General features: G+C 43.5%; 26 protein-coding genes. 23 read left to right on the top strand and 3 right to left on the bottom strand.

Annotated features, from left to right (window positions below; translation table 11 throughout):
* The 4 genes from M1D69_RS13340 (at window position 1) to M1D69_RS13325 (ending at window position 2,773) form a co-directional block, all read left to right on the top strand.
* On the top strand, window positions 1-456 hold the full coding sequence (locus M1D69_RS13340) for a flavodoxin (protein ID WP_458105832.1): 456 nt from the start codon (window positions 1-3) through the stop codon (window positions 454-456).
* 105 nt (window positions 457-561) lie between these two features.
* The gene (gene dapD / locus M1D69_RS13335) at window positions 562-1,272 is read left to right on the top strand and encodes a 2,3,4,5-tetrahydropyridine-2,6-dicarboxylate N-acetyltransferase (protein ID WP_024121226.1); all 711 of its coding nucleotides are present in this window, start codon (window positions 562-564) and stop codon (window positions 1,270-1,272) included.
* A gap of 70 nt (window positions 1,273-1,342) precedes the next feature.
* Entirely contained in the window at window positions 1,343-2,467 is a 1,125-nt protein-coding gene (locus M1D69_RS13330; protein ID WP_458105833.1) for an N-acetyldiaminopimelate deacetylase, read from the top strand.
* 60 nt (window positions 2,468-2,527) lie between these two features.
* Window positions 2,528-2,773 (top strand): YkuS family protein, encoded by a 246-nt coding sequence (locus tag M1D69_RS13325; protein ID WP_010334064.1) that lies wholly within the window; start codon window positions 2,528-2,530, stop codon window positions 2,771-2,773.
* Between the two features lie 34 nt (window positions 2,774-2,807).
* On the opposite strand, the gene M1D69_RS13320 is transcribed toward M1D69_RS13325, so the two are convergent.
* Window positions 2,808-3,611, bottom strand: a complete 804-nt coding sequence (locus M1D69_RS13320) for a mechanosensitive ion channel family protein (RefSeq protein ID WP_458105834.1) — start codon at window positions 3,609-3,611, stop codon at window positions 2,808-2,810.
* A gap of 243 nt (window positions 3,612-3,854) precedes the next feature.
* Here M1D69_RS13320 and ahpA point away from each other — a divergent pair, with 243 nt between their 5' ends.
* From ahpA to rok, 3 genes are all read left to right on the top strand, one after another.
* Window positions 3,855-4,397: a biofilm-specific peroxidase AhpA gene (gene ahpA / locus M1D69_RS13315; protein ID WP_044156061.1), complete on the top strand. Its 543-nt coding sequence runs from the start codon at window positions 3,855-3,857 to the stop codon at window positions 4,395-4,397.
* 81 nt (window positions 4,398-4,478) lie between these two features.
* Window positions 4,479-4,937: a thiol-disulfide oxidoreductase YkuV gene (gene ykuV / locus M1D69_RS13310; protein ID WP_059292859.1), complete on the top strand. Its 459-nt coding sequence runs from the start codon at window positions 4,479-4,481 to the stop codon at window positions 4,935-4,937.
* Between the two features lie 451 nt (window positions 4,938-5,388).
* Entirely contained in the window at window positions 5,389-5,964 is a 576-nt protein-coding gene (gene rok, locus M1D69_RS13305) for a transcriptional regulator Rok (RefSeq protein ID WP_044156058.1), read from the top strand.
* A 43-nt stretch (window positions 5,965-6,007) separates the two neighbouring features.
* On the opposite strand, the gene M1D69_RS13300 is transcribed toward rok, so the two are convergent.
* A complete protein-coding gene (locus M1D69_RS13300; RefSeq protein ID WP_458105835.1) occupies window positions 6,008-6,973 on the bottom strand; it encodes a sporulation protein in 966 nt (321 codons plus the stop codon).
* A 132-nt stretch (window positions 6,974-7,105) separates the two neighbouring features.
* Here M1D69_RS13300 and M1D69_RS13295 point away from each other — a divergent pair, with 132 nt between their 5' ends.
* The 16 genes from M1D69_RS13295 to sipT all read left to right on the top strand — a co-directional run bounded on the left by M1D69_RS13295 (window position 7,106) and on the right by sipT (window position 23,513).
* The gene (locus tag M1D69_RS13295) at window positions 7,106-7,705 is read left to right on the top strand and encodes a molybdenum cofactor guanylyltransferase (protein WP_458105836.1); all 600 of its coding nucleotides are present in this window, start codon (window positions 7,106-7,108) and stop codon (window positions 7,703-7,705) included.
* Window positions 7,706-7,756: 51 nt separating this feature from the next.
* Complete coding sequence (locus M1D69_RS13290) at window positions 7,757-8,776, top strand: MoeB/ThiF family adenylyltransferase (RefSeq protein WP_458105837.1); 1,020 nt, start codon at window positions 7,757-7,759, stop codon at window positions 8,774-8,776.
* A gap of 17 nt (window positions 8,777-8,793) precedes the next feature.
* Window positions 8,794-10,086, top strand: coding sequence for a molybdopterin molybdotransferase MoeA (locus M1D69_RS13285; protein ID WP_202852477.1), 1,293 nt, complete (start codon window positions 8,794-8,796; stop codon window positions 10,084-10,086).
* Window positions 10,047-10,568 carry a molybdopterin-guanine dinucleotide biosynthesis protein B gene (gene mobB, locus M1D69_RS13280; RefSeq protein WP_458105838.1) on the top strand — a complete coding sequence of 174 codons (522 nt, stop codon included), beginning with the start codon at window positions 10,047-10,049 and terminating at the stop codon, window positions 10,566-10,568. Before M1D69_RS13285 ends, mobB begins: the two co-directional genes overlap by 40 nt.
* Entirely contained in the window at window positions 10,568-11,041 is a 474-nt protein-coding gene (locus M1D69_RS13275; RefSeq protein ID WP_458105839.1) for a molybdenum cofactor biosynthesis protein MoaE, read from the top strand. Before mobB ends, M1D69_RS13275 begins: the two co-directional genes overlap by 1 nt.
* Window positions 11,034-11,267: a molybdopterin converting factor subunit 1 gene (gene moaD / locus M1D69_RS13270; RefSeq protein ID WP_044156050.1), complete on the top strand. Its 234-nt coding sequence runs from the start codon at window positions 11,034-11,036 to the stop codon at window positions 11,265-11,267. Before M1D69_RS13275 ends, moaD begins: the two co-directional genes overlap by 8 nt.
* 238 nt (window positions 11,268-11,505) lie before the next feature.
* On the top strand, window positions 11,506-13,263 hold the full coding sequence (locus M1D69_RS13265) for an ABC transporter ATP-binding protein (protein WP_458105840.1): 1,758 nt from the start codon (window positions 11,506-11,508) through the stop codon (window positions 13,261-13,263).
* A 10-nt stretch (window positions 13,264-13,273) separates the two neighbouring features.
* Window positions 13,274-15,088: an ABC transporter ATP-binding protein gene (locus M1D69_RS13260; protein ID WP_458105841.1), complete on the top strand. Its 1,815-nt coding sequence runs from the start codon at window positions 13,274-13,276 to the stop codon at window positions 15,086-15,088.
* Between the two features lie 120 nt (window positions 15,089-15,208).
* Window positions 15,209-15,904, top strand: coding sequence for a toxin SDP protection protein YknW (gene yknW / locus M1D69_RS13255; protein ID WP_458105842.1), 696 nt, complete (start codon window positions 15,209-15,211; stop codon window positions 15,902-15,904).
* Between the two features lie 4 nt (window positions 15,905-15,908).
* A complete protein-coding gene (locus M1D69_RS13250; protein WP_458105843.1) occupies window positions 15,909-17,045 on the top strand; it encodes an efflux RND transporter periplasmic adaptor subunit in 1,137 nt (378 codons plus the stop codon).
* Window positions 17,046-17,738: an ABC transporter ATP-binding protein gene (locus M1D69_RS13245; protein ID WP_458105844.1), complete on the top strand. Its 693-nt coding sequence runs from the start codon at window positions 17,046-17,048 to the stop codon at window positions 17,736-17,738.
* Window positions 17,735-18,928 (top strand): sporulation-delaying-protein transporter subunit SkiZ, encoded by a 1,194-nt coding sequence (gene skiZ, locus M1D69_RS13240; protein ID WP_458105845.1) that lies wholly within the window; start codon window positions 17,735-17,737, stop codon window positions 18,926-18,928. The genes M1D69_RS13245 and skiZ overlap by 4 nt, the downstream gene beginning before the upstream one ends.
* Window positions 18,929-19,206: 278 nt before the next feature.
* Window positions 19,207-19,962 carry a DeoR/GlpR family DNA-binding transcription regulator gene (locus M1D69_RS13235; RefSeq protein WP_044156039.1) on the top strand — a complete coding sequence of 252 codons (756 nt, stop codon included), beginning with the start codon at window positions 19,207-19,209 and terminating at the stop codon, window positions 19,960-19,962.
* On the top strand, window positions 19,959-20,870 hold the full coding sequence (pfkB, locus tag M1D69_RS13230; protein WP_193660469.1) for a 1-phosphofructokinase: 912 nt from the start codon (window positions 19,959-19,961) through the stop codon (window positions 20,868-20,870). Before M1D69_RS13235 ends, pfkB begins: the two co-directional genes overlap by 4 nt.
* A 14-nt stretch (window positions 20,871-20,884) precedes the next feature.
* Window positions 20,885-22,789 (top strand): PTS fructose transporter subunit IIABC, encoded by a 1,905-nt coding sequence (locus M1D69_RS13225; RefSeq protein WP_044156037.1) that lies wholly within the window; start codon window positions 20,885-20,887, stop codon window positions 22,787-22,789.
* Window positions 22,790-22,931: 142 nt separating this feature from the next.
* Window positions 22,932-23,513 (top strand): signal peptidase I sipT, encoded by a 582-nt coding sequence (gene sipT / locus M1D69_RS13220; protein WP_044156035.1) that lies wholly within the window; start codon window positions 22,932-22,934, stop codon window positions 23,511-23,513.
* Window positions 23,514-23,548: 35 nt separating this feature from the next.
* On the opposite strand, the gene M1D69_RS13215 is transcribed toward sipT, so the two are convergent.
* The gene (locus M1D69_RS13215; protein ID WP_010334087.1) at window positions 23,549-23,818 is read right to left on the bottom strand and encodes a hypothetical protein; all 270 of its coding nucleotides are present in this window, start codon (window positions 23,816-23,818) and stop codon (window positions 23,549-23,551) included.
* Window positions 23,819-23,961 lie beyond the last annotated feature (143 nt).

The raw sequence follows: 23,961 nt of genomic DNA, 5'->3' as shown, positions 1-23,961 counted from the left end.
TTGGGGAAGATTTTGCTGGTTTACGCAACGATGTCAGGCAACACAGAAGCCATGGCTGATTTGATTGAAAAGGGGCTTCAGGAGGCGGAAGCGGAAGTAGATCGATTTGAAGCGATGGATATTGATGATGCCGAGCTGTTTAATGATTATGAACATATCATCTTAGGAACCTATACATGGGGAGACGGTGATCTGCCTGACGAATTTCTTGACCTTGCCGAAGAAATGGAAGCACTTGACTTTACCGGGAAAACATGCGCCGTTTTCGGTTCCGGCGATACAGCATATGAATATTTCTGCGGTGCTGTAGATACGCTTGAAGAGAAAATAAAAGAACGAGGCGGCGAAATGGTGCTTCCTTCCGTAAAGGTTGAAATGAATCCTGAAGGGGAAGAAGAGGAAGTATTAAAGGAATTCGGCAGGCAATTTGCCAGAAAAAGCGGCTGTGCTGTCTGAAAGATGCAAAGGAAACTGCCGAGCGGGTGTTTCCTTTTTTTCTTGTCTTTGTATCTTTCCTTTGATACAGTAATGAGGTAGAAAATCAGGAGGAGGACTATACATATGAAAATGATGGACGCAAATGAAATTATTTCATTTATTCAAAATAGCACAAAATCTACACCTGTAAAGGTTTATGTAAAAGGTGAGCTGGAAGGAATCAATTTCGGTGAATCTGCGAAAGCTTTTCTAAACGGAAACACTGGTGTTGTTTTCGGTGAATGGAGCGAAATCAAAACAGCAATTGAAGAAAACCAAAGCAAAATCGAAGATTACGTGGTAGAAAATGACCGCCGCAACTCTGCGATTCCTATGCTTGATCTTAAAGATGTCAAAGCGCGCATCGAGCCGGGTGCGATTATCCGCGACCAAGTTGAAATCGGCGATAACGCAGTCATCATGATGGGAGCTTCTATCAATATCGGATCAGTTATCGGAGAAGGTACAATGATCGATATGAACGTTGTTCTTGGCGGACGAGCTACTGTCGGTAAAAACTGTCACATCGGTGCGGGTTCTGTGCTTGCGGGCGTTATTGAGCCGCCATCCGCTAAACCGGTTGTCATTGAAGACGACGTTGTGATCGGTGCAAATGCTGTCGTACTCGAAGGTGTAACAGTCGGTAAAGGAGCTGTTGTCGCTGCGGGAGCGATCGTAGTGAACGATGTTGAGCCATACACAGTTGTTGCGGGAACACCTGCTAAAAAAATCAAAGATATCGATGAGAAAACAAAAGGCAAAACTGAAATCAAGCAGGAATTACGCCAGCTGTAAGGAATGGTTTGATCAAAAAGGCGTGGATGATATATCCACGCCTTATTCGTATAGGCAGGAGGAAATGAAAATGAAGAAAGAGGAGCTCATTGCAATCCGCAGAGATCTGCACCGTATTCCCGAGCTTGGATTTCAGGAATTCAAAACACAGCAATATTTATTAAACGTCTTGGAGCAATATCCGAAAGACAGAATTGAAATTGAAAAATGGAGAACCGGGCTTTTTGTGAAAGTGAACGGAACAGCGCCGGACAAAATGCTCGGATACCGAGCGGACATTGACGCGCTTTCAATCGAAGAGCAGACAGGCCTGCCGTTCGCATCAGAGCATCACGGCAACATGCACGCCTGCGGACATGATTTGCATATGACGATTGCGCTGGGCATCATCGACTACTTTGTTCATCACCCTGTTAAGCATGATCTGCTCTTTTTATTTCAGCCGGCAGAGGAAGGGCCAGGAGGAGCGGAACCGATGCTTGAGAGCGACGTCTTAAAAAAGTGGCAGCCTGATCTCATCACTGCGCTTCATATTGCTCCAGAGCTTCCGGTCGGCACCATCGCGACAAAAAGCGGTTTGCTTTTTGCGAATACATCAGAGCTTGTCATTGACCTGGAAGGCAAAGGGGGGCATGCCGCTTATCCGCACTTAGCTGAAGATATGGTGGTAGCGGCCAGCACACTCGTTACTCAATTGCAAACGATCATCTCCAGAAACACAGACCCGCTGGACAGCGCTGTAATTACTATCGGTACGATAACGGGCGGCTCCGCGCAAAATATCATTGCGCAAACAGCTCACCTGGAAGGCACAATCCGCACGCTTTCTGAAGAATCCATGAAGCAGGTAAAGGAACGGATCGAAGATTTAGTGAAGGGAATCGAAATCGGCTTCCGCTGTAAAGGAAAAGTGACGTATCCGTCTGTGTATCACCAAGTTTACAATACAAGCGGGCTCACAGAGGAGTTTATGTCTTTTGTTGCTGAGCAAAAATTGGCACAAGTAATCGAAGCAAAAGAAGCGATGACCGGAGAGGATTTTGGCTACATGCTGAAAAAATACCCGGGTTTCATGTTCTGGCTCGGCGCTGATTCCGCGCACGGACTCCATCACGCAAAGCTGAATCCTGATGAAAATGCGATCGAAACAGCGGTTAACGTGATGACAGGTTATTTTTCTGTTTATGCCAATTAAGTACAATGGAAAGAATAAAATGCCATATGATGAGCACCCTATTTAACGGAGGTGTTCTTTATGACAAAAAAAATAGGAATTGAACAGTCGTTATCAGATGTAGAAGCTGCATTAAGAGAAAAAGGATATGACGTTGTCATGATGAAAAGTCCTGCAGATGCAAAAGGCTGTGACTGCTGTGTCGTAACAGGGCTAGACAACAATGTGCAAGGGATTGCCGATACAGTAACACAAGCACCAGTCATTACAGCTTCCGGGATGACTGCTGAAGAAATTTGCAGCGAAGTTGAAAGCAGAATTCAGTAAAGTAAAAACCGAAGCAAAAGCTTCGGTTCTTTTGTTATTCTGTTTCTTTAGGAAAAGCGCGGTCGAGTGCGGTTTTTATTTCTTTTCTCAGCACGCGTTCGACACGCCACTGTTCCATATTTTCTGTTTTGGCAATGACTCTGATCACAATTTCAGAGGTTCCCAGCTCTTGAATGCCAATGACATTAGGACCCTCTTTTATTTGCGGAAGAGCAGCTGCCGTTGCGTCACATACATGTTGTAAGATGTGAATGGTTTCATCGAGGTTTCTTTCAGCCGGGACTTTAATATCAACCAGCGCCTGCATCGTTCCGCGAGAATGGTTGCTTACATTTGTGATGTTCCGGTTCGGAATGTAATGCAGTGTGCCGTCAAAGCTGCGGATTTGGGTTGTTCTTAAACCGACCTGCTCCACAATTCCGTCAAAAGTCGCAACGGTTATATAATCTCCGACATCCAATTGTTTTTCAAGCAGAATAAAAAAACCTGTCACGATGTCGCTGACAAGGCCTTGGGCGCCAAAACCGACCGCCAGACCTACGATTCCCGCACCTGCTAAAAGAGCGCTCGGGTCGTAATGAAACAAGTCCAGAACCATAACGAAAAAAATAAAAATCAATATGTAAGCAAACACGTTAAGTGTCAGGCTTCGGAGCGTGTGAGCGCGTCCGATAGACAGGCTGTTTTGGGCTTCAAATTTTGCAAATAGATGTTTAATAATTCTCATGCCTACAGATCGAACGATAAAATAGAGACAAATCATAATGATGAGCTTAATGAGTAAAACACCCGCACTGGTGACAAGACCTGCCCAATCATACTGTGTAATAAAATCCATGTTGGGGCTTCCTTTCTGAATGTGTTGCAGCATGTTAAAGTTTGTTTCCCTATACATGAACATGTTAAACTTTTTACCGTAAAATGTCGAAGGCAAAGACATGTATTCTTTGTTAAAAATTGACTGGGGAAATGCGGTTCGATATAATAGTCATCGTGAGGTTATTGACGAAATAAGGAATATTTTCCTTTATTTTCTTGTTCTTTGGCTTTTAAAGCCAAACTATCAATTGGAGGGATACATATGGCAGAACGTATGGTAGGTAAACAAGCTCCTCGTTTTGAAATGGAAGCAGTCCTTGCAGATAAGGAATTTGGCAAAGTAAGTCTTGAAGAAAATATGAAAAACGACAAATGGACGGTTCTTTTCTTCTATCCAATGGACTTTACTTTTGTCTGTCCGACAGAAATTACAGCGATGTCTGACCGTTATGACGAATTCGAAGATCTTGATGCTGAAGTGATCGGCGTTTCAACTGATACAATCCATACCCACTTGGCGTGGATCAACACAGACCGCAAAGAAAATGGTCTTGGTCAGCTGAAATATCCGCTTGCTGCTGATACTAACCATGAAGTATCCCGTGAATATGGCGTTTTAATTGAAGAAGAAGGCGTTGCACTTCGCGGATTGTTTATTATCAATCCTGAAGGCGAGCTGCAATATCAAACGGTTTTCCATAACAACATCGGCCGTGACGTTGATGAAACGCTTCGAGTGCTGCAAGCACTTCAAACAGGCGGACTGTGTCCGGCTAACTGGAAACCAGGTCAAAAAACACTTTAATTCTTTTTGAGAACGAAAGAAAAAGGTCTAACAATTCGTTAGGCCTTTTTGACTCTTACTGCTCACTAGGAGGGAAAAGCGATGAAATTACGTCAGCCAATGCCTGAATTGACAGGAGAAAAAGCTTGGTTCAATGGTGAAGTAACAAAAGAACAACTGATTGGAGAAAAACCGACACTTATTCATTTCTGGTCCATCAGCTGCCACCTGTGCAAAGAAGCAATGCCGCAGGTGAATGAATTCCGGGACAAATATCAAGACAAGCTGAACGTTGTAGCTGTTCATATGCCTCGTTCCGAAGATGACCTGGATCTCGACAAAATCAAAGAAGTAGCAGCTGAACATGACATTACTCAGCCTATTTTTGTTGACAGCGACCACGCCTTAACCGACGCATTTGAAAACGAGTATGTGCCTGCCTACTATGTGTTTGATAAAACCGGACAGCTTCGTCATTTCCAAGCCGGCGGCAGCGGCATGAAAATGCTTGAAAAGCGTGTGAACCGCGTTCTGGCTGAAACAGAACAAGCAGCGGAATAATTGTGCGCAAATTAAAAACCTGATCCTAATCAGGTTTTTTTATTTGCACAAAAAAGGAAAAGAGTAAGAAGCTTATTTTTCCATATTTGGGTATGAGAAAAACGCTTTTTAATGATTTATCTTCTAAAAACGAGACCTAATTTCTTATGTTTTTCTGCATATTTAGATATTTTTCATATCCCTGGACGCGAAAATTGTAGATATTACACTAAATTTCATTAAAGAAGTAATTAAAAGATATATTTTCAACTTTATTCCAAATGACTGACATAAGCTCTTGAACCCTTGTGAATAAAGAGGTCTGTTAAAAAATAAAACGTTTTCAGAAAATAAGGAATTTTTCATAGAGTAAATATAATAGTAAAATGCTAAAATAATAGTTGATAAAATTACTTTTGTAATCTAATATCTTAATTAAAGATGTTAATTTTGATAGGGGGTACATTGAGGAATGTTTAATGAAAGAGAAGCTTTGCGCTTGCGATTAGAACAATTAAATGAAGCTGAAGTGAAAGTCATTCGTGAATATCAAATCGAACGTGATAAAATATACGCAAAATTAAGAGAGCTGGACAGAAATGGAAGCCCTTCCGAAGTCAAAAAGGATTTTCGTTCTGAACGAAAAACTGACTCTCTGCCGGTTCTCGCCGAGCTTGCGGCTCAGGAAATCAGAAGCTATCAGCCGCCATCACAACAGCAGTCTGTACAGCCTCAGCTTCAATCTATTTCCTCTCTTCCTGCCGGTATACCAGACGGAACAACACGAAGAAGAAGAGGAACGGCAAGACCGGGATCGAAAGCAGCTAAGCTGCGTGAAGCTGCCATTAAAACATTAAAACGCCACAACGCGGCAATTAAGAGCTCCGAGCTTCAAAAAGAGATTGAAAAAGAAAGCGGTCTTGAAATCCCTAATATGACAACGTTTATGCAAAGCTTAATTAAAATGTATCCGGAAGTGAAAAAACCGTATCGCGGCCAGTACATTTTAGAGGGTGACATCGAATCAGCTGAATCAGCAACAGAATAAGCACACAGAAAAACTGCTTGGCGAGCTCAAGCAGTTTTTTTTATTATTGGGTTTTTTTCGGTGAAGGTTTGTTTTCTTTTTCAAGATTTAGCTTATACACCCATTTTTGATAAGGTTTTTCTTCGGCGGCACGGCTCTTCAGCTCTTCAATTTTATGATTGATAAGCTGGTCAGATGATTGGGCTCTGGTCAGCTGCTTTTGAAGCTCATTTACTTGTTTTGTGACATCTTCAAGGATGGTCTCTACATGACTTGACGGTGTGTAAACGGTTTGAGCTTCTTCTGCCGTTTTTTCTTTCTGTTTCGCACCGCCATCAATATCGGCAAAATGAGAAGCAATCCAGGCATCACTTTCATCAAGCTGCCGTTTGTACGAAATAATAGTTTCTTGAAATAGCTTTTCTTTCGTTTTTTCTATTTCAAGCAGCCTTTCTTTCGTTTCTGTGATTCGATCTTTCATATGATCTATTTCTATTTTGATATGTTTTAGCTGGTATTCTTTTTCTATCATTTGCTCTTTCAAGCGTCCGTTTTCGGCTTTTATCGTTTCAGCTTGCTGCTTGGCTTGAAACAATTGGTTCTGTTCCCGCTGGATAGAGGTATTAAGATGAATAATTTGTTTATGCAAATTTTTATTTTCTTCCTCAATTTTGATTTTTTCGATATGAAGCTTATGTTTTTCTTCAATTTCGGTTTTGCGTTTGTAAGTTTCTGCGGAAAGAAGCTCCTGCAAGGTGACGATTTTATCGAGCAGTTCGGCTCTCATTTGATGAAGTGTATGGCTCGTATAGGAGGCGTGTTGTTCTTTCATTGATATTTGCTTTAGCTCAGCGGACAGCTGCTGAAGTTTTTCTTTCATATTGGTATTTTCTTTGAGCAGTTTGTTATTTTTCTGATGGAAGTAGCTTGCCTCAAGCTCGGAAATTAGTTTACGGCACCTTGACAGCTCTGATTTTAAATAAAGGTTCTCCTGTGACACGTCATGGAAAAAAGGACCTGTTCTTTTCAATCGAACCATCTCCCTCATGATGTTAACATTACAATATGCAAATACTGAACAGCTATTCCTCTTTAATAAACAGACAAGCATTGGCGTTGGGGCCTTGCTTTTGCTATGCTTTTGGTAACTAGAGGTGAGAGCATGAAACAGATAAATGTACTTTTAGCAGGAGGAGCCTCACGCCGGTTTGGGGAGCCCAAGGCGTTTGTAAAATGGAGAGGCCGCATGTTTTACGAATGGGCTAAAAAGTCGCTGGGTGAGCAAGCGGTCATCATCAGCCGTCCCGAGTTTATCGATAGATTTCAAGAGAATGGCGAAACCGAAGTGTATCAAGACGCGGAGCCGTTCCAAGGAATGGGCCCATTGGCTGGTATCTATACTGCTTTTGAAAAGACAGATGGTGACCTTTATACGATTCTATCCTGTGACACACCGCTGATACGAAAAAGGACGATGGCGGAGCTCAGGCGCATGGTAACTGCCGATACGGACGCAGTCATCCCGATATCAGGCGGACGGGTGCAGCCGTTGATAGCACTGTATCATAAAAGGGTCATGCCTATTCTATATGAACAGCTATCTGAGAAAAAATTAAAACTATCAGATTTCTTAGACCGTATTTCAGTTCGTTACGTACAGGCAGAGGAAATCGCGGCAGTGCCGGAAGAGTTTATGAATATTAATACACGACATGACTATAGGCGCTTGGAAGAACTCAAGACATTCTCCTGGTGGGACTGACGGGCGGAAATCATGGTATGATTGACATAAAAGATAAGGAGATCAGGTTTGATGGAAGAGCGTTATTCACGGCAAATCAGATTTAAGCAAATTGGAGAAGAGGGCCAGCAAAGACTGGCAGACAGCCGCGTGCTGATCGTAGGAGCAGGAGCGCTCGGAACAGCCGGAGCTGAAGGGCTGTCGAGAGCGGGAGTTGGAACCGTCACCATCATTGACCGTGATTATGTTGAATGGAGCAATCTGCAAAGGCAGCAGCTCTATACAGAAAGCGATGCGGAACTCCGCATGCCAAAAGCTATGGCTGCCAAAGAACATTTATCCGCTATTAACAGCGGCATACATATTGAGGCATATGTTACAGAGGGGACGGCTGAAACGCTTGAACCGCTGATCGAAAAAGCGGATGTTGTTATCGATGCAACAGATAATTTTGAAACACGCATGCTTATTAACGATCTAGCTCAGAAAACAAAGACACCGTGGATTTATGGCGCTTGTGTAAGCAGCCAAGGGATGTTCATGACAATTATTCCGGGGGAGACACCTTGTTTGTCTTGTTTGTTTGAGCAAATTCCTGTCGGCGGAGCGACGTGCGATACAGCGGGGATTATTCCGCCCGCGGTCCATATGGTTTCAGCCTATCAGCAGGCGGAAGCGCTGAAACTGTTAACGGGAAACACAGAAGCGACACAGCGCGGCTTTGTCACGTTTGATGTCTGGAACAATTCACATATGAAAATCAATGTTAGCAATGTACGAGTCGAAGATTGTCCGTCGTGCGGCGCACACGCAGTTTATCCTTATCTTCAAGACTGGAACACGCCAAAAGCGGCTGTGCTGTGCGGCCGTGATACGGTTCAAGTCAGATCAGAGTCATTAAAAAGAATACCGAAGCAGGAGCTCGCCAGTCGGCTGAAAACAATCGGCAAGGTAGAGGCCAATGCATTTTTGCTTCATATCTATTATGAACATTTCAGAATCGTCATTTTTAATGACGGACGGGCTCTGATACACGGAACAAGTGATGTGAAAGAAGCTAATTCTGTGTTGGCAAGAGTAATCGGATTGTAACAACAGGAGGGTTCAGAATGCTGGAGAAAAGAACACCGATACCGGTAGATGAAGCTGTTCGGCGTGTCAGCCGATTTCAAAAACGAGGGGAAACAGAATGGGTGGCGCTTGAAAACAGCCTTCACCGATTTTTAGCTGAAGATGTAACGGCAGATCACCATGTGCCTGCATTTGACCGTTCGCCATATGACGGTTTTGCTGTCAGAGCATGTGATACGGCTGAAGCTTCACGCGAGCACCCTGTCCGCTTTGAGGTCATTGACCACATCGGAGCGGGAGCTGTATCTGAGAAAGAACTTGCTGCGTTTCAGGCAGTGCGGATCATGACAGGTGCGCAAATTCCAAAAGGCGCGGATGCCGTGGTCATGATTGAGCTGACTCAAACCTTTGAAGAGAATGGTCAGCCGTTTATGTCTTTAAAACGCCGCTTCCAGCCAGGGGACAATATTTCAAAAACAGGTGAAGATGCTCAAAAAGGGAGCGTTTTAGTCAGAAAGGGCACGCGAATTACCCCGGGGGTAACAGCTCTTCTGGCAACCTTTGGATACGCTTCTGTGCCTGTCGTGAGAAAGCCTGTTGTCGGGATTATTGCTACCGGCACTGAATTGCTGAATGTCAGTGACCCGCTGGAGCCGGGGAAAATCCGTAACAGCAACGCCAGTATGGTATATGCACAAGTTATCGAAGCGGGCGCTTCACCTCTTTACTTAGGGAAAATCTCCGATGATCTTGATCAAAGCTTTGCTGCGGTTGAGGAAGCAATGGAAAAGGTTGATTTTCTAATCACAACAGGCGGCGTGTCAGTGGGTGACTTTGACTTTTTGCCTGCAATCTATGAAAGGCTCGGAGCTGATGTGCTCTTTAATAAAGTTGCTATGCGCCCGGGAAGTGTAACGACTGTGGCTCATGCAAACGATATGCTGCTATTTGGGCTGTCAGGTAACCCGTCGGCATGCTATGTCGGTTTTGAACTGTTTGTAAAACCGATGATCCGGTCATGGCTGCTTCATGATAAACCGCATCCAATTTGCGCAGAAGCTGTTTTGACTAAGGACTTTCCGAAGCCGAATCCTTTTACCCGATTTGTACGTGCTTATGTACACCATCAGGAAGGAAAGCTGTTAGCGGCTCCCGTTGGATTAGATAAGTCAAGCTCTGTCACTTCACTTGCAGAAGCGAATGCGTTTATCATCCTGCCGGGCGGTACGAGAGGTTACGAATCAGGCAGAACGGTCCACGTGCTGCTGATCAGAGAAGAGAATGGAAGTGAGTGGCCTTGGTCCGTCCTTTCCCGATCGTCCAAGTTGTAGGATTCCAAAACAGCGGAAAAACAACGCTGATAGAGCGTATTCTTAAAAAAACCGCACTACAGGGACTGCATGCAGGCTGCCTGAAGCATCACGGTCATGGCGGTGAACCGGAAGCATTCACTGAAGGAAAAGACACTGACCGTTACCAAGCTGCGGGAGCTGATGTAACAGCAGTAGAAGGAGCGGGTGTTTTACAGCTTACGGCCCGCCGTAAATGGGATCTCCCGCAGCTGATCGAGTTATATCGCTTTCTCGATATGGATTGCCTGCTCATAGAAGGCTTTAAAAAAGCTCCTTATCCTAAAGTAGTAATAGTACGAGATAAGAATGATCTGGCTAAACTGCAGGCAGTAAATATCATCGCAATTATATACAGAGAAAAAGAACAAATGGCTGCACACCAAGGATTACCCGTTTTTCACGCGGATGATCCAGCGGCAGTTGATTTTGTGCTTTCACAGCTGAAGGGGGAATCTGTGTAATGGGACGGTTTGAGATTACGAAAACACCCATCATTACTGAAGATATCATAAAAAAAGTAGAGAAACGGGAAGCCGGAGCTATTACCACGTTTATCGGGACAGTTCGGGAGTGGACAAACGGAAAAAAAACAATCCGGCTGGAATATGAGGCTTATGAACCGATGGCTGTGCAGATGCTGGCCCAAATCGGGGCTGAAATAGAAGAGAAATGGAAAGGGGCTTCGGCTGCTATCACACATCGGATCGGTGTACTGGATATCGGCGAAGCGGCAGTTGTCATCGCTGTGTCTTCTCCCCATCGAAAAGCCGCTTATGAAGCCAATGAGTATGCAATTGAACGCATTAAACAGATTGTGCCTATTTGGAAAAAAGAAATTTGGGAAGACGGAGAGCAATGGATCGGTGACCAGCTTGAGACAACAGCTTATCCGAATGGAAAACCAGATGTAAGTGAGGGAAAGCAGCATGATTAACATTCTTTTGTTTGCGGGACTTGCTGAAAAGGCCGGCACGTCAACGCTTGAAATTGATATGGAACAAGCAACAACCGATGATATAAAAGCGGTATTAAAGGAACAATACGGACTTGAATCAATTGATACGGCTATGATTGCTGTAAATGAAAACTACGTCAAAGAAAATACCTCAGTATCTTCCGGTGACACGGTGGCTGTTATTCCTCCTGTCAGCGGGGGATGAAAACCGGACGGCGATAAAGCCGTCCGGTTTTTGCGTTAAAAGCCATATCTCTCCGTTTTTTGCATATCTTGCTGATCATCCTGCATACAATGATTTTCTGTAAGCGTTTATTTTACATAAGTCCCACCATATAAAGTAAGAGACCATCTCCATCATTAGATTGAATTTTCGAAATAAGATAGAAATTTATTTCGGGAATCAATATAGTAAGGGTGAAAAAACTGGAAGGGTGCTGGGTATGGAGACATTTAAAAGATTAAAATCATTTTATTGGCCGTACAGAAAGGTGTTTATGTGGTCGCTTCTGGCGATGCTTTTGATGACAGCCATTACGGTCGTTTATCCGATCATTCTGCAAATTACGATCGATGAGATCGTACTGGGGAGGCAGTATCAGCTTGCAGCATGGGTCAGTCTGGGATTTATTGCGGTTATGGCTGTAAAAGGAACCGCCACTTTTTTTCATCAGTATTTAGGTGATATGTTTGGCATCAAATCTGTTTACCGGCTGAGAAATGGCCTGTATGCAAAACTGCAGAGGCTTTCTTTTTCTTACTATGACAACGCAAAAACAGGTGATTTGATGTCCAGGCTGACAGCCGATGTTGAAGGGCTCAGGTTTTTTTTATCCTACGGGCTTGCTGAGTTTATTCGATTCGGCTTGCTGGTTGCGATCAGCTTATCGGTCATGTTTTACTATTCGGTTCCTCTTACGCTGGTAACAATCGCTGCTTTGCCTTTTCTGGCGGTCGCGGTATATCAGTTTGACAAAAGAGTACACCCCGCCTTCCGAGGCATCAGAAAATCGTTTGCGAAACTCAATACAAAGGTGCAGGAAAATATCAGCGGCATCAACACAGTGAAGTCACTATCAAGAGAAGATTTTCAAATCAGCGCCTTTAATAAGGCAAATGCGGCCTACAGAACAAAATATTTACAAACGTCATCCATCTGGTCTGCGTATTTTCCGCTGATGGAGTTTATCGGCAATATTTGTATTGTGGCTCTTCTTTCATACGGCGGCTATTTGGTCATGCAAAATCAGCTGAATCCGGGTGAGCTTGTCGCTTTCTTCAGTCTGGTCAATTATATGATGTGGCCAATCATGAACTTAGGTTTTGTGATTAATATGTTTTCTCAGGCAAAAGCCTCAGGAGAGCGTCTGTTAGACATTCTTGATGAAGAGGAAGACATCAAAGGCCACGTTCATGCTTTACATCAGCCAAAGTTAACCGGAGATGTCTCATTCAAAGATGTAACTCTCACATACAGAAATGAACAAACGAACGCGCTTTCCGATGTAAGCTTTGAAGCAAAAAGCGGAAAGATGATCGGACTTTTGGGCCCTACGGGATCTGGAAAAAGCTCAGTCACACAGCTCCTCACTAGATTTTACAGCCCTGCAGGCGGAATCATTACGATTGATCATAAACCTATCACAGATTATTCATTAAAAACCCTTCGCTCAAATATTGGAGTTGTACTTCAAGAATCATTCCTATTTTCATCTACTATTCGATCAAATATTTCATACGGGAAGCCGGATGCTTCGATGGATGACATTATAAATGCGGCAAAAAGAGCTCAGGCTCACGATTTTATTATGGAACTGCCTGACGGATATGACACCATGCTTGGAGAAAGGGGGCTGGGGCTTTCAGGAGGCCAGAAGCAGCGCATTGCTATTGCCAGAGCCATCTGTTTAAACCCGAGCATTTTAATATTAGATGACGCCACAAGTGCAGTAGATATGCAAACTGAGCACAGCATACAGCTTGCGTTAAAAGAAGTCATGAAAAACCGCACAACCTTTATCATCGCTCACCGCATTTCTTCACTGAAACACGCAGATGAAATTCTTGTCTTCGATAAAGGTAGCATTCGTGAAAGAGGCAATCATCATGAGCTTCTTGCCGAGAACGGCTATTACAAAAAGATATACGATTTGCAATACCGGGATGCCAATATGATAAATGAGCCGCATCAGGTCGGATAGGGAGGAACATATGAAACAAGCAAAAAAACAGGGGATTTTGGAGCGTTTCTATTATTCTTCAGATGAAATCATTGAAAAACCGTTTAACTGGGCTCAAATGTGGCGGCTGTTAAGCTATGTCAAACCGTACCGAAAAAATATTCTGCCGCTTTCTTTTCTCACCGTTTTGATTGGGACTGCTGTGAAGCTTGTCATTCCCATTCTGATCGGTGTTTATGTTCTCGATCAAGCCATTACAGCAAAGAATTCGGAATTGCTGATGCAGCTGATTATTTTGATCAGCGTTTTATACGCTGTTAATTATGCAGCCAATATGCTAAGGATCAGATGGATGAACCAGCTTGGCCAGCATGTCATTTACGATTTGCGTCAGCATTTATTTACCCATGTGCAGCGCTTGTCCCACCGATTTTTTGATCAGAGATCGGCAGGGTCTATTCTCGTCAGAATTATGAATGATATTAACTCCCTTCAAGAGCTTTTCACAAGCGGCGTGATTAACTTATTAACAGATTTATTGCTTTTGGCGGGAGTCGTCATCATTTTATTTACGCTGAGTCCTGAACTGACCATAGCCATCATGGTGACTCTGCCGATTATGTTTTTTATTTCAACAAGTCTTAGAAAAAAAATCCGCCGTTCATGGCAAACGGTGCGTCTGAAGCAATCAAAGCTGAACTCCCATTTAAACGAAAGCATACAAGGTATCCGCGTAACGCAGGCTTTCACGCAGGAACAAGAAAACATGGCGTATTTTGACGGAGTCAATCAGGAGAACTATCAATCATGGCGGGAAGCAACAAGAAAAAATGCTGTGTTCCGTCCGCTGGTAGAAATGACAAATGCGATAGGAACGGCTGTATTAATATGGTATGGCGCCACACTCATCATGAACCAAACCATTACAATAGGTATCTTCGTATCTTTCGCCTTCTATTTAGGCATGTTTTGGGAGCCTATTTCAAGATTAGGCCAGGTTTATAACCAATTGTTAATGGGGATGGCCTCGTCAGAGCGGATTTTCGAGTTTTTAGACGAACAGCCGAACGTCAAGGAAAAGCGGGATGCCATTCACAAGAAAAATATGAAAGGCCATATCAGCTTTGAAGAGGTTGAATTTTCTTATGATGAAAAACGAAAGGCGCTTCATGCCGTTTCCTTTTCCATTCCTGCAGGCTCGACACTTGCACTTGTCGGACACACGGGGAGCGGGAAAACAACGATTGCCAATTTAATAAGCCGATTTTATGATGCAACAGGAGGAACCATTAAAATAGACGGCATTCCGATAAAAGACCTGTCCATTGCCAGTTTACGTTCTCAAATCAGCATTGTGCTTCAAGACACGTTTATTTTCTCCGGAACGATTATGGAAAATATTCGTTTCGGAAGGCCGGATGCGTCAGACGAAGAAGTGATAAAAGCTGCTCAAGCAGTCGGAGCGGATGAGTTTATTTCTGGTTTAGCAGAAGGATACGAAACAGAAGTGGAAGAAAGGGGCAGCGTACTATCCGCCGGTCAGCGCCAGCTCATTTCCTTCGCAAGGGCGCTGCTCGCAGATCCTGCTATTATCATTCTTGACGAAGCCACGGCAAGCATTGATACAGAGACAGAGGTCAAAATCCAGCAGGCTTTAAAAACTTTGCTGAAAGGCCGTACAGCCGTCATGATTGCCCATAGACTGTCCACGATCCGCGACGCCGACCATATCATCGTTCTTGATCACGGCAGGAAAATGGAAGAGGGCAGTCACGAACAGCTGCTTGCGAAAGGAGGTATTTATGCAGGACTGGTGAAAGCGCAATACAGCATAGCTGCCGAATAAAAGCCTTCAGTTTGAAAATCTGAAGGCCCTTTGAATGATTAGGGTATTTTTAAAAAAATATGAAACTTTTTTTAGGTCCTTTCGTATTATCAGCTAGATATGTTCAAGGAGGTTTTATATATGGAAGCAAATGTAGAAAAAAACGGCGGAGTGTCAACTGAAAAGCCATCCCTTTTTGGAGTGATCACAAGTCCTGGAACTCAATTTGAGAGAATAAGAGAAAGGCCGGTGGTATGGGGCCCGCTCTTGATTGTTGCGGCAATCATCATAGTTGGTGCTGTATTGCAGGGTCTCGGAACGGATTATAGCGAGCTACTTAAAGCGAAGGATATTGAAGGTTTATCGCCTGAGCAGATTTCAACTGTTGCAGCCATTACCAAATTTGGAGCAATGGCTGGTTCGATTCTCGGCGGAATTGCAGCTTTATTTATTGCTCCTCTCATTTATTGGCTCTGTGTGAAAATATCAGGAGGCGTTACGACGTATAAGAAAATGCTTTCTCTTGGTCTGTTTGTCTCCTTAATCAGCAGCTTAGGAGTATTGATCAACGGAATTGTTGCTTTCACAACTGACGCAAGTTCACTTTACAGCATGACGTCACTTGCGGGAATTATTCCTTCAGACATGCCTTTAGCCAATGTATTAAATATATTTGAAATCTTCAGCATTTGGAGCTATGTATTATTAGCGATCGGTCTTCACAAAACGGGAGGCATTTCCAAAAAAGCAGGGTGGATATCCGTTATTATTCTTTTCGTCCTTTTGGTCGCATTTTCGTTTATTTCAGGGGCGATAAACTCTGTGGCAGGTGCATAAATAGATGAAAAAAGTCTGGATTGGAATTGGGATTGCAGTATTAGTCGCTCTTTTTATAGGAATTAATATTTACCGGTCTGCCGCTCCGACAAGCGGCAGCGCCGGCCAGAAGGTCGAGACGGGCAGTCTAGAAGAAAAAAAGATATCGTCAACTGTTATGGTTCCAGGCACACTTAAATTTTCAAATGAACAATATGTGTTTTATGAAGCCGATAAAGGAACTTTGAACGACATTAAAGTGAAGGAAGGCGACAAAGTTAAAAAGGGTACGCCGTTAGTCACTTATACAAATGAGCAGCTTAGTCTGGAAAAAGAACAGAATCAATTGACCTCTGAATCGAACCGGCTGCAAATCGATCAGATTCAACAAAAGCTACAAGCGTTGGACAGTAAAGAAAAAGAACTGACAAAACAGCTTGGAAAGAAAGAAGCAGAAAAACAAGTTGACTCTGAGCGCACAGAGCTTGAAATGCAGGAAAAAACAGCTCAAATTGAATTAAAGCAAACTGAGCTTCAGCGGCAGTCGCTTGCCAATCAAGTGTCAGATCTTCAAGTGAAAAGCGAGATCGAAGGCACTGTGATTTCTGTCAACCAGGAAGCGGCATCAAAAAAGTCAGATATTCAAGAGCCCGTCATACATATCGGCAATCCTAAAGACCTTGTCGTTTCAGGAAAATTGTCTGAATACGATACACTTAAAGTCAAAAAAGGCCAAAAGGTCACACTCACTTCAGATGTCATTCAGGATAAAACATGGAAAGGTACAGTTTCCGCTGTCGGACTAGTGCCGGATCAGCAGGATAACGCCGCAGCAGCAGCTGGCACAGATCAGGCGGTACAATACCCGCTTCAAGTCAAAATAAAAGGTGATCTTCCTGAAGGAAAGCCAGGTTTTAAATTCATTATGAATATCGAAACGGATAAGCGGAAAACCAATACGCTTCCTTCTAAGGCAGTTAAAAAAGAAGATGATCAATATTATGTGTATACAGTAAAGGACGGTAAAGCCAAGCGAGTCGACGTCAAAATCGGGGAAGTAACAGATGATGTAACGGAAATAAAAGAAGGAATTTCTAAGGATGATCAGGTCATTTTAAATCCTGCTGATGATTTGGCTGACGGAACGGAAGTGAAAGCATAAATGATTCAGCTTTCAAATGTGCGAAAAAGCTACCAGATCGGCAGAGAAACGTTTGATGTTCTTCATGCGATTGATTTGAACATCAATCAAGGGGAATACGTTTCGATCATGGGGCCGTCAGGATCGGGAAAATCAACGATTATGAATATTATCGGCTGTCTAGACCGTCCGACTTCCGGTATATATAAGCTGGACGGCGAAGACATCTCATCTTATAAAGACAAAGAACTGGCAGCAGTCCGCAACAAATCCATCGGTTTTGTCTTTCAGCAATTCCAGCTTCTCCCGCGGCTGAACGCTAAAAAAAATGTCGAGCTGCCGATGATTTATTCCGGCATTGGAAAAAAAGAACGCCAGGAGAGAGCCGAAAGAGCTTTAGAAAAGGTTGGATTAGCCGATCGAATGCTTCATATGCCGAATGAGTTATCCGGCGGACAGAAGCAGCGTGTGGCCATTGCGAGGGCAATCGTCAATGAACCAAAATTAATTTTGGCGGATGAACCGACTGGCGCGTTGGATACGAAAACAAGTGCAGCGATTATGGACCAATTTACAGCGTTAAACGACGAGGGAACAACGATTGTACTTGTCACCCACGAGCCGGAAGTTGCAGATTGCACGAACCGGGTCATTATGGTGCGAGACGGAGAAATTGTTCCTCCCGGCTCCGGACAAAGGAGCGTGGGGGAATGAGTCTGTTAGAAAACGTCAGAATGGCTTTGAGCTCTGTTCTTGCACATAAAATGCGTTCCATTTTAACGATGCTCGGAATCATAATTGGTGTTGGCTCTGTTATTGTTGTCGTTGCTGTAGGACAGGGCGGCGAGCAAATGCTTAAGCAGTCCATCAGCGGTCCGGGGAATACGGTGGAACTATACTACATGCCGAGTGACGAAGAGCTTGCAAGCAATCCGAACGCCGTAACGGAGTCAACTTTCACAGAAAACGATATTAGCGGATTAAAAGATATAGAAGGGATAAAACAAGTGGTTGCATCGACTTCTGAAAGCATGAAGGCGCGTTATCATGAGGAAGAAACCGATGTAACCATTAACGGAATCAACGACGGATATATGAATGTCAATTCCTTAGAAATAGAAAGCGGGAGAACCTTTACTGATAATGACTTTCTTGCGGGAAAAAGGGCGGGCATTATATCGCAAAAAATGGCAGAAGAGCTGTTTGATAAATCCTCTCCTCTCGGTGAAGTTGTCTGGGTAAACGGACAGCCTGTTGAAATTATCGGTGTGCTGAAGAAGGAAACAGGTTTGCTGTCTTTCGGACTAAGTGAAATGTATGTGCCGTTTAATATGATGAAATCGTCCTTCGGTACAAGTGACTTCAGTAATGTATCATTGCAGGTCGAATCGGCTGATGATATAAAATCTATCGGAAAAGAAGCGGTACAGCTGGTGAATGACCATCATGGCACTGAGGATTCATATCAAGTCATGAACATGGAAGAGATTGCAGCAGGAATTGGAAAGATCACAACAATCATGACCACGATTATCGGCTCAATTGCAGGCATTTCGCTTTTAGTCGGCGGAATCGGTGTCATGAATATTATGCTCGTGTCAGTGACAGAGCGAACGCGGGAAATTGGGATTCGGAAGTCTCTCGGAGCGACGAGAGGACAAATTCTGACCCAGTTTTTAATCGAATCAGTCGTATTAACGCTTATCGGCGGACTGATTGGGATCGGGATCGGATACGGAGGGGCCGCACTGGTTTCTGCCATTGCCGGCTGGCCTTCATTAGTATCCTGGCAGGTCGTATGCGGAGGCGTGCTGTTCAGTATGCTTATTGGCGTTGTCTTTGGAATGCTTCCTGCAAATAAAGCTGCCAAGCTCGATCCGATTGAAGCGCTGCGTTACGAGTAACCTCATGCATATGCATGAGGTTTTTTTATGTTTGATGCTTTTTACTATGAATATAAAAGACTTTTTACATTAAGATAAGAAGAAAAAGTCATACAATTGTCCTTATTTTTGTCGAATTTACAGTTTACAAACCCTATATACATACGTTAATATGGAGAAACGTGAAAGATTTTGATAGTTATTGAATGAATTTGAATGATTTTAGTTGCCTATTGTAAAAAAAGCGTTTACAATGAAATTGTATTCAAAATGAATACGTTTTCATTAGGAGGTGAAGCATGCTAACTCCTGAAAGATATCAGTTGATTATTGATCAAATAGAAAAGCATGATGTGGTAAAGATTCAAGAGCTTATAAATCTTACAAATGCTTCTGAATCTACAATAAGAAGAGATTTATCGACGCTTGAAGAACGCGGTTTTTTAAAGCGTGTTCACGGGGGAGCTGCCAAGCTTTCCGATATCAGACTTGAACCTGATATGCTTGAAAAATCATCCAAAAACCTTCAAGACAAATTGAAGATTGCTGAAAAAGCCGCTTCACTTTTGGAGGAAGGGGATTGCATTTATCTCGATGCGGGCACAACGACTTTGCACATGATTGATTTTATGGATAAAAGCAAAGATATCGTTGTGGTCACGAACGGGGTAATGCACATCGACGCATTGATAAGGAAAGAAATATCTTTTTATCTGCTTGGAGGATATGTAAAGCACAGAACGGGTGCGGTTATCGGAGGCGCTTCACTGATTGCCATGGATCAGTACAGATTCGATAAGAGTTTTCTGGGGGCAAACGGTGTGCATACAGAGGCCGGCTTCACAACGCCTGACCCTGATGAAGCCCTATTGAAAACGAAGGCTGTCAAACAGGCAAAACACGCTTACGTCTTAGCGGACCCTTCGAAATTTGGAGAAATTTCATTTTCGGCATTTGCCGGCATAGGCGACGCAACAATCATTACGACTGACGCTGAAGAGCTTACATTCGATAATTACCAAGAAAAAACTGTCGTAAAGGTAGTGAAACCATGATTTATACTGTAACACTTAATCCATCTGTCGATTATATTGTTCACGTTGAAGATTTTACTGTAGGAGGCCTGAACCGTTCCGCATACGATACAAAGTATCCAGGGGGAAAAGGCATCAACGTATCGAGACTGCTGAAAAGACATCATGTTCAGTCTAAAGCGCTCGGATTTGTCGGCGGATTTACCGGAGAATATATCAAAACATTTTTGCGCGAAGAAAACTTGGAAACAGCTTTTTCTGAAGTAAAAGAAGATACCCGCATCAATGTAAAATTGAAAACTGGTGATGAAACGGAAATTAACGGTCAGGGACCAACGATTTCAGACGAAGATTTCAATGCCTTTTTAGAACAGTTTACATCTTTGCAGGAGGGGGATATTGTCGTTCTTGCTGGAAGCATTCCATCTTCACTGCCTCAAAATACCTATGAAAAAATCGCAGAGGCCTGCAAACAGCAGAACGCACGTGTTGTGTTAGATATCTCTGGCGAAGCGCTTATGAAAGCAACAGAAATGAAACCGTTTTTGATGAAGCCGAACCATCACGAGCTTGGTGAAATGTTCGGAACGACAATTTCATCTGTTGAAGAAGCTGTTCCTTATGGGAAAAAGCTTGTAGAACAAGGCGCTGAGCATGTAATCGTATCCATGGCCGGTGACGGAGCGCTTCTGTTTACGAAGGATGCCGTTTACTTTGCAAATGTACCAAAGGGGAAATTGGTAAACTCAGTCGGAGCAGGAGATTCTGTCGTTGCAGGTTTTCTTGCTGGTGTTTCCAAGCAGCTGCCGCTTGAAGAGGCATTCCGCTTAGGAGTTACATCAGGCAGCGCTACCGCGTTTTCTGAGGAACTTGGTACAGAAGAATTTGTCCAGCAGCTTCTTCCTGAAGTTAAGGTCACACGTCTATAGAGGAGGAAACAAAAGTGAAAATAACTGAGCTTTTAACGAAGCATACGATAAAGCTTAATATTGAAAGCAAAGAAAAAGAAAACGTTATTGACGAAATGGTCACAGTTCTTGATAAGGCTGGAAAATTAAATGACAGACAAGCCTACAAAGAAGCCATTTTAAATCGTGAAAGCCAAAGTTCAACGGGTATCGGTGAAGGAATCGCTATTCCGCATGCGAAAACGGCAAGCGTTATCAACCCGGCGATTGCGTTTGGGCGTTCAAAAGACGGTGTCGATTATGAATCACTAGACGGCCAGCCGGCACACTTGGTCTTCATGATTGCAGCGACTGAAGGTGCAAACAACACTCACCTTGAAGCACTGTCAAGACTGTCTACGCTGTTAATGCGTGAAGAAATTCGCAAACAGCTGCTAGAAGCTGAATCAGAAGACGCGATTATTGACATTATCAATCAGCATGATAAAGATGATGACGAAGAGGAAGAAGAAGAAGAAACGGCACCAGCACCAGCCGGAAAAGGTAAAATCCTAGCGGTTACAGCTTGTCCGACAGGTATCGCCCATACTTTCATGGCAGCGGATGCCCTTAAAGAAAAAGCGAAAGAGCTTGGTGTTGAGATTAAGGTTGAAACAAATGGTTCAAGCGGTATTAAGCACAAGCTAACTGCTCAAGAAATTGAAGATGCACCTGCAATCATTGTCGCAGCGGACAAGCAGGTTGAAATGGAGCGCTTTAAAGGCAAACGCGTGCTTCAGGTTCCAGTAACGGCAGGTATCAGACGTCCGCAAGAGCTTATCGAAAAAGCGGTGAACCAAGACGCACCGATTTATCAAGGCAGCGGCGGCGGTTCTTCTGCACAAAGTGATGAAAATGAACCAAAAGCCAAATCTGGCGGCATTGGAAACGCGTTTTATAAGCACCTTATGAGCGGTGTCAGCAACATGCTTCCATTCGTAGTGGGCGGCGGTATACTCGTTGCAATTTCATTCTTCTGGGGTATCCATTCTTCAGATCCGAATGATCCTAGCTACAATACGTTTGCTGCAGCATTGAACTTTATCGGCGGCGACAACGCATTAAAACTGATTGTTGCAGTTCTGGCCGGCTTTATCGCGATGAGTATTGCAGATCGTCCGGGATTTGCTCCTGGTATGGTCGGCGGGTTTATGGCCACTCAAGCGAATGCTGGATTCTTAGGCGGTTTGATTGCCGGATTCCTTGCTGGTTATGTCGTGATTTTATTGAAAAAAGTATTTGTGTTTATCCCTCAGTCACTTGATGGATTGAAGCCTGTATTGATTTATCCGCTGTTTGGTATTTTTATCACTGGCGTATTAATGCAATTTGTAATCAATACACCTGTAGCAGCATTCATGAATTTCTTAACAGACTGGCTTCAAAGCCTTGGTACTGGAAACTTGGTGTTAATGGGTATTATTTTAGGCGGTATGATGGCGATCGACATGGGCGGTCCGCTTAATAAAGCAGCCTTCACGTTCGGTATCGCGATGATTGATGCAGGCAACTATGCGCCTCATGCAGCGATCATGGCCGGAGGTATGGTTCCTCCATTAGGTATCGCACTTGCAACAACAATTTTCAGAAACAAGTTCTCTCAGCGTGACCGTGAAGCAGGTATTACATGCTACTTCATGGGTGCGGCTTTCGTAACAGAAGGCGCAATCCCGTTTGCTGCGGCTGATCCGCTTCGCGTCATTCCAGCGGCTGTGGTCGGTGCAGCGGTTGCCGGCGGATTAACTGAATTCTTCCGTGTAACCCTTCCTGCACCTCACGGAGGCATATTCGTAGCCTTTATTACAAACCATCCGCTCCTTTACTTATTAAGTATTGTAATTGGTGCTGTGATTATGGCGATGATCCTAGGTATCGTGAAAAAACCTGTAACTGAAAAATAAGGAAAAAAGCGTCCTGTTACTAAAGGACGCTTTTTCTCTATCTTCTCGCGGCAGCGCGGTTAAGTTATGTATTTTATAATAAATTATGATAAAGTAAAAGAAGGGAAACAACTGACATAGCAATCGTCTAGGAGGAAACACTTTGACCGAAGAAAATCAAACAAAAACTGAAAAAGCGGGGAAGAAAAAAACCAATACGTATTGGGAATGGGGAAAAGCAATTGTCATTGCTGTCCTGCTGGCACTCATTATCCGCCACTTCCTATTTGAACCGTATTTAGTCGAAGGTTCATCTATGTACCCCACTTTACATGACGGCGAAAGACTGTTTGTCAATAAAACGGTACACTATATCGGTGACCTGGAGCGGGGAGATATCGTCATCATCAATGGTGAGACTTCAAAAATCCATTACGTCAAACGATTGATCGGTAAGCCTGGAGAAACCGTGGAAATGAAGGATGACACGCTTTATATAAACGGAAAAAAAGTTGCCGAGCCTTATTTGTCTAAAAACAAAAAAGAGGCAGAAAAGCTTGGTGTCAGTCTTACAGGCGACTTTGGCCCGGTGAAAGTACCGAAAGGCAAATATTTCGTCATGGGGGATAACCGGCTAAACTCCATGGACAGCAGAAATGGCCTCGGACTGATTGCGGAAGATCGGATTGTGGGTACGTCGAAGTTTGTATTTTTCCCGTTTAATGAAATGCGCCAAACCAAATAAAAACGCCTTGCTGGCCTTTGGACAGCAGGCGTTTTTTAATTGGAAAAAGAAGCGACCAATGCAATGCATAATACAGTGACAAATACTGAACCGATAATGGCAAGCACACTGAAGAAAAGGTGCACTTGCTTGTTCTCTTTGCCGCGTTTTTCTAATAACCGTTTAGAGAAGATATGTGAGAAGATATAAATCAGGGCGATCCCGATATATAAGCCGATATCTTTGGCGGTAAAGCCAGTTACGGCAAGATAAAAGCCTGTAAAAAAGATCAATAAGCAATATTCAGTCAGTGTTAAAAGCCTCAATGTGTTCCTCCGAGTAAGAATGTATGATTTTCCATCTGGATGCATCCTCTTTGTCTTCAATTGTATCACAGCTTCGCCCTTTTAGTGTAGAAGTGTTTCTGCCTGCTTTTATCAGGGAAGCATTTCTCTTGTCTTCCATTCAT

This window comes from Bacillus sp. PK3-037, from assembly GCF_054161355.1.
This window is presented reverse-complemented; position numbering and strand designations above follow the sequence as displayed.

What these genes read in the sequence shown, in the direction of transcription:
- dapD (WP_024121226.1), top strand. Translation starts at nt 562, where the DNA reads ATGAAAATGATGGACGCAAATGAAATTATTTCATTTATTCAAAATAGC.
- M1D69_RS13330 (WP_458105833.1), top strand. Translation starts at nt 1,343, where the DNA reads ATGAAGAAAGAGGAGCTCATTGCAATCCGCAGAGATCTGCACCGTATT.
- M1D69_RS13325 (WP_010334064.1), top strand. Translation starts at nt 2,528, where the DNA reads ATGACAAAAAAAATAGGAATTGAACAGTCGTTATCAGATGTAGAAGCT.
- M1D69_RS13320 (WP_458105834.1), bottom strand. Translation starts at nt 3,611, where the DNA reads ATGGATTTTATTACACAGTATGATTGGGCAGGTCTTGTCACCAGTGCG.
- ahpA (WP_044156061.1), top strand. Translation starts at nt 3,855, where the DNA reads ATGGCAGAACGTATGGTAGGTAAACAAGCTCCTCGTTTTGAAATGGAA.
- ykuV (WP_059292859.1), top strand. Translation starts at nt 4,479, where the DNA reads ATGAAATTACGTCAGCCAATGCCTGAATTGACAGGAGAAAAAGCTTGG.
- rok (WP_044156058.1), top strand. Translation starts at nt 5,389, where the DNA reads ATGTTTAATGAAAGAGAAGCTTTGCGCTTGCGATTAGAACAATTAAAT.
- M1D69_RS13295 (WP_458105836.1), top strand. Translation starts at nt 7,106, where the DNA reads ATGAAACAGATAAATGTACTTTTAGCAGGAGGAGCCTCACGCCGGTTT.
- M1D69_RS13290 (WP_458105837.1), top strand. Translation starts at nt 7,757, where the DNA reads ATGGAAGAGCGTTATTCACGGCAAATCAGATTTAAGCAAATTGGAGAA.
- M1D69_RS13285 (WP_202852477.1), top strand. Translation starts at nt 8,794, where the DNA reads ATGCTGGAGAAAAGAACACCGATACCGGTAGATGAAGCTGTTCGGCGT.
- M1D69_RS13275 (WP_458105839.1), top strand. Translation starts at nt 10,568, where the DNA reads ATGGGACGGTTTGAGATTACGAAAACACCCATCATTACTGAAGATATC.
- moaD (WP_044156050.1), top strand. Translation starts at nt 11,034, where the DNA reads ATGATTAACATTCTTTTGTTTGCGGGACTTGCTGAAAAGGCCGGCACG.
- M1D69_RS13265 (WP_458105840.1), top strand. Translation starts at nt 11,506, where the DNA reads ATGGAGACATTTAAAAGATTAAAATCATTTTATTGGCCGTACAGAAAG.
- M1D69_RS13260 (WP_458105841.1), top strand. Translation starts at nt 13,274, where the DNA reads ATGAAACAAGCAAAAAAACAGGGGATTTTGGAGCGTTTCTATTATTCT.
- yknW (WP_458105842.1), top strand. Translation starts at nt 15,209, where the DNA reads ATGGAAGCAAATGTAGAAAAAAACGGCGGAGTGTCAACTGAAAAGCCA.
- M1D69_RS13250 (WP_458105843.1), top strand. Translation starts at nt 15,909, where the DNA reads ATGAAAAAAGTCTGGATTGGAATTGGGATTGCAGTATTAGTCGCTCTT.
- M1D69_RS13245 (WP_458105844.1), top strand. Translation starts at nt 17,046, where the DNA reads ATGATTCAGCTTTCAAATGTGCGAAAAAGCTACCAGATCGGCAGAGAA.
- skiZ (WP_458105845.1), top strand. Translation starts at nt 17,735, where the DNA reads ATGAGTCTGTTAGAAAACGTCAGAATGGCTTTGAGCTCTGTTCTTGCA.
- M1D69_RS13235 (WP_044156039.1), top strand. Translation starts at nt 19,207, where the DNA reads ATGCTAACTCCTGAAAGATATCAGTTGATTATTGATCAAATAGAAAAG.
- pfkB (WP_193660469.1), top strand. Translation starts at nt 19,959, where the DNA reads ATGATTTATACTGTAACACTTAATCCATCTGTCGATTATATTGTTCAC.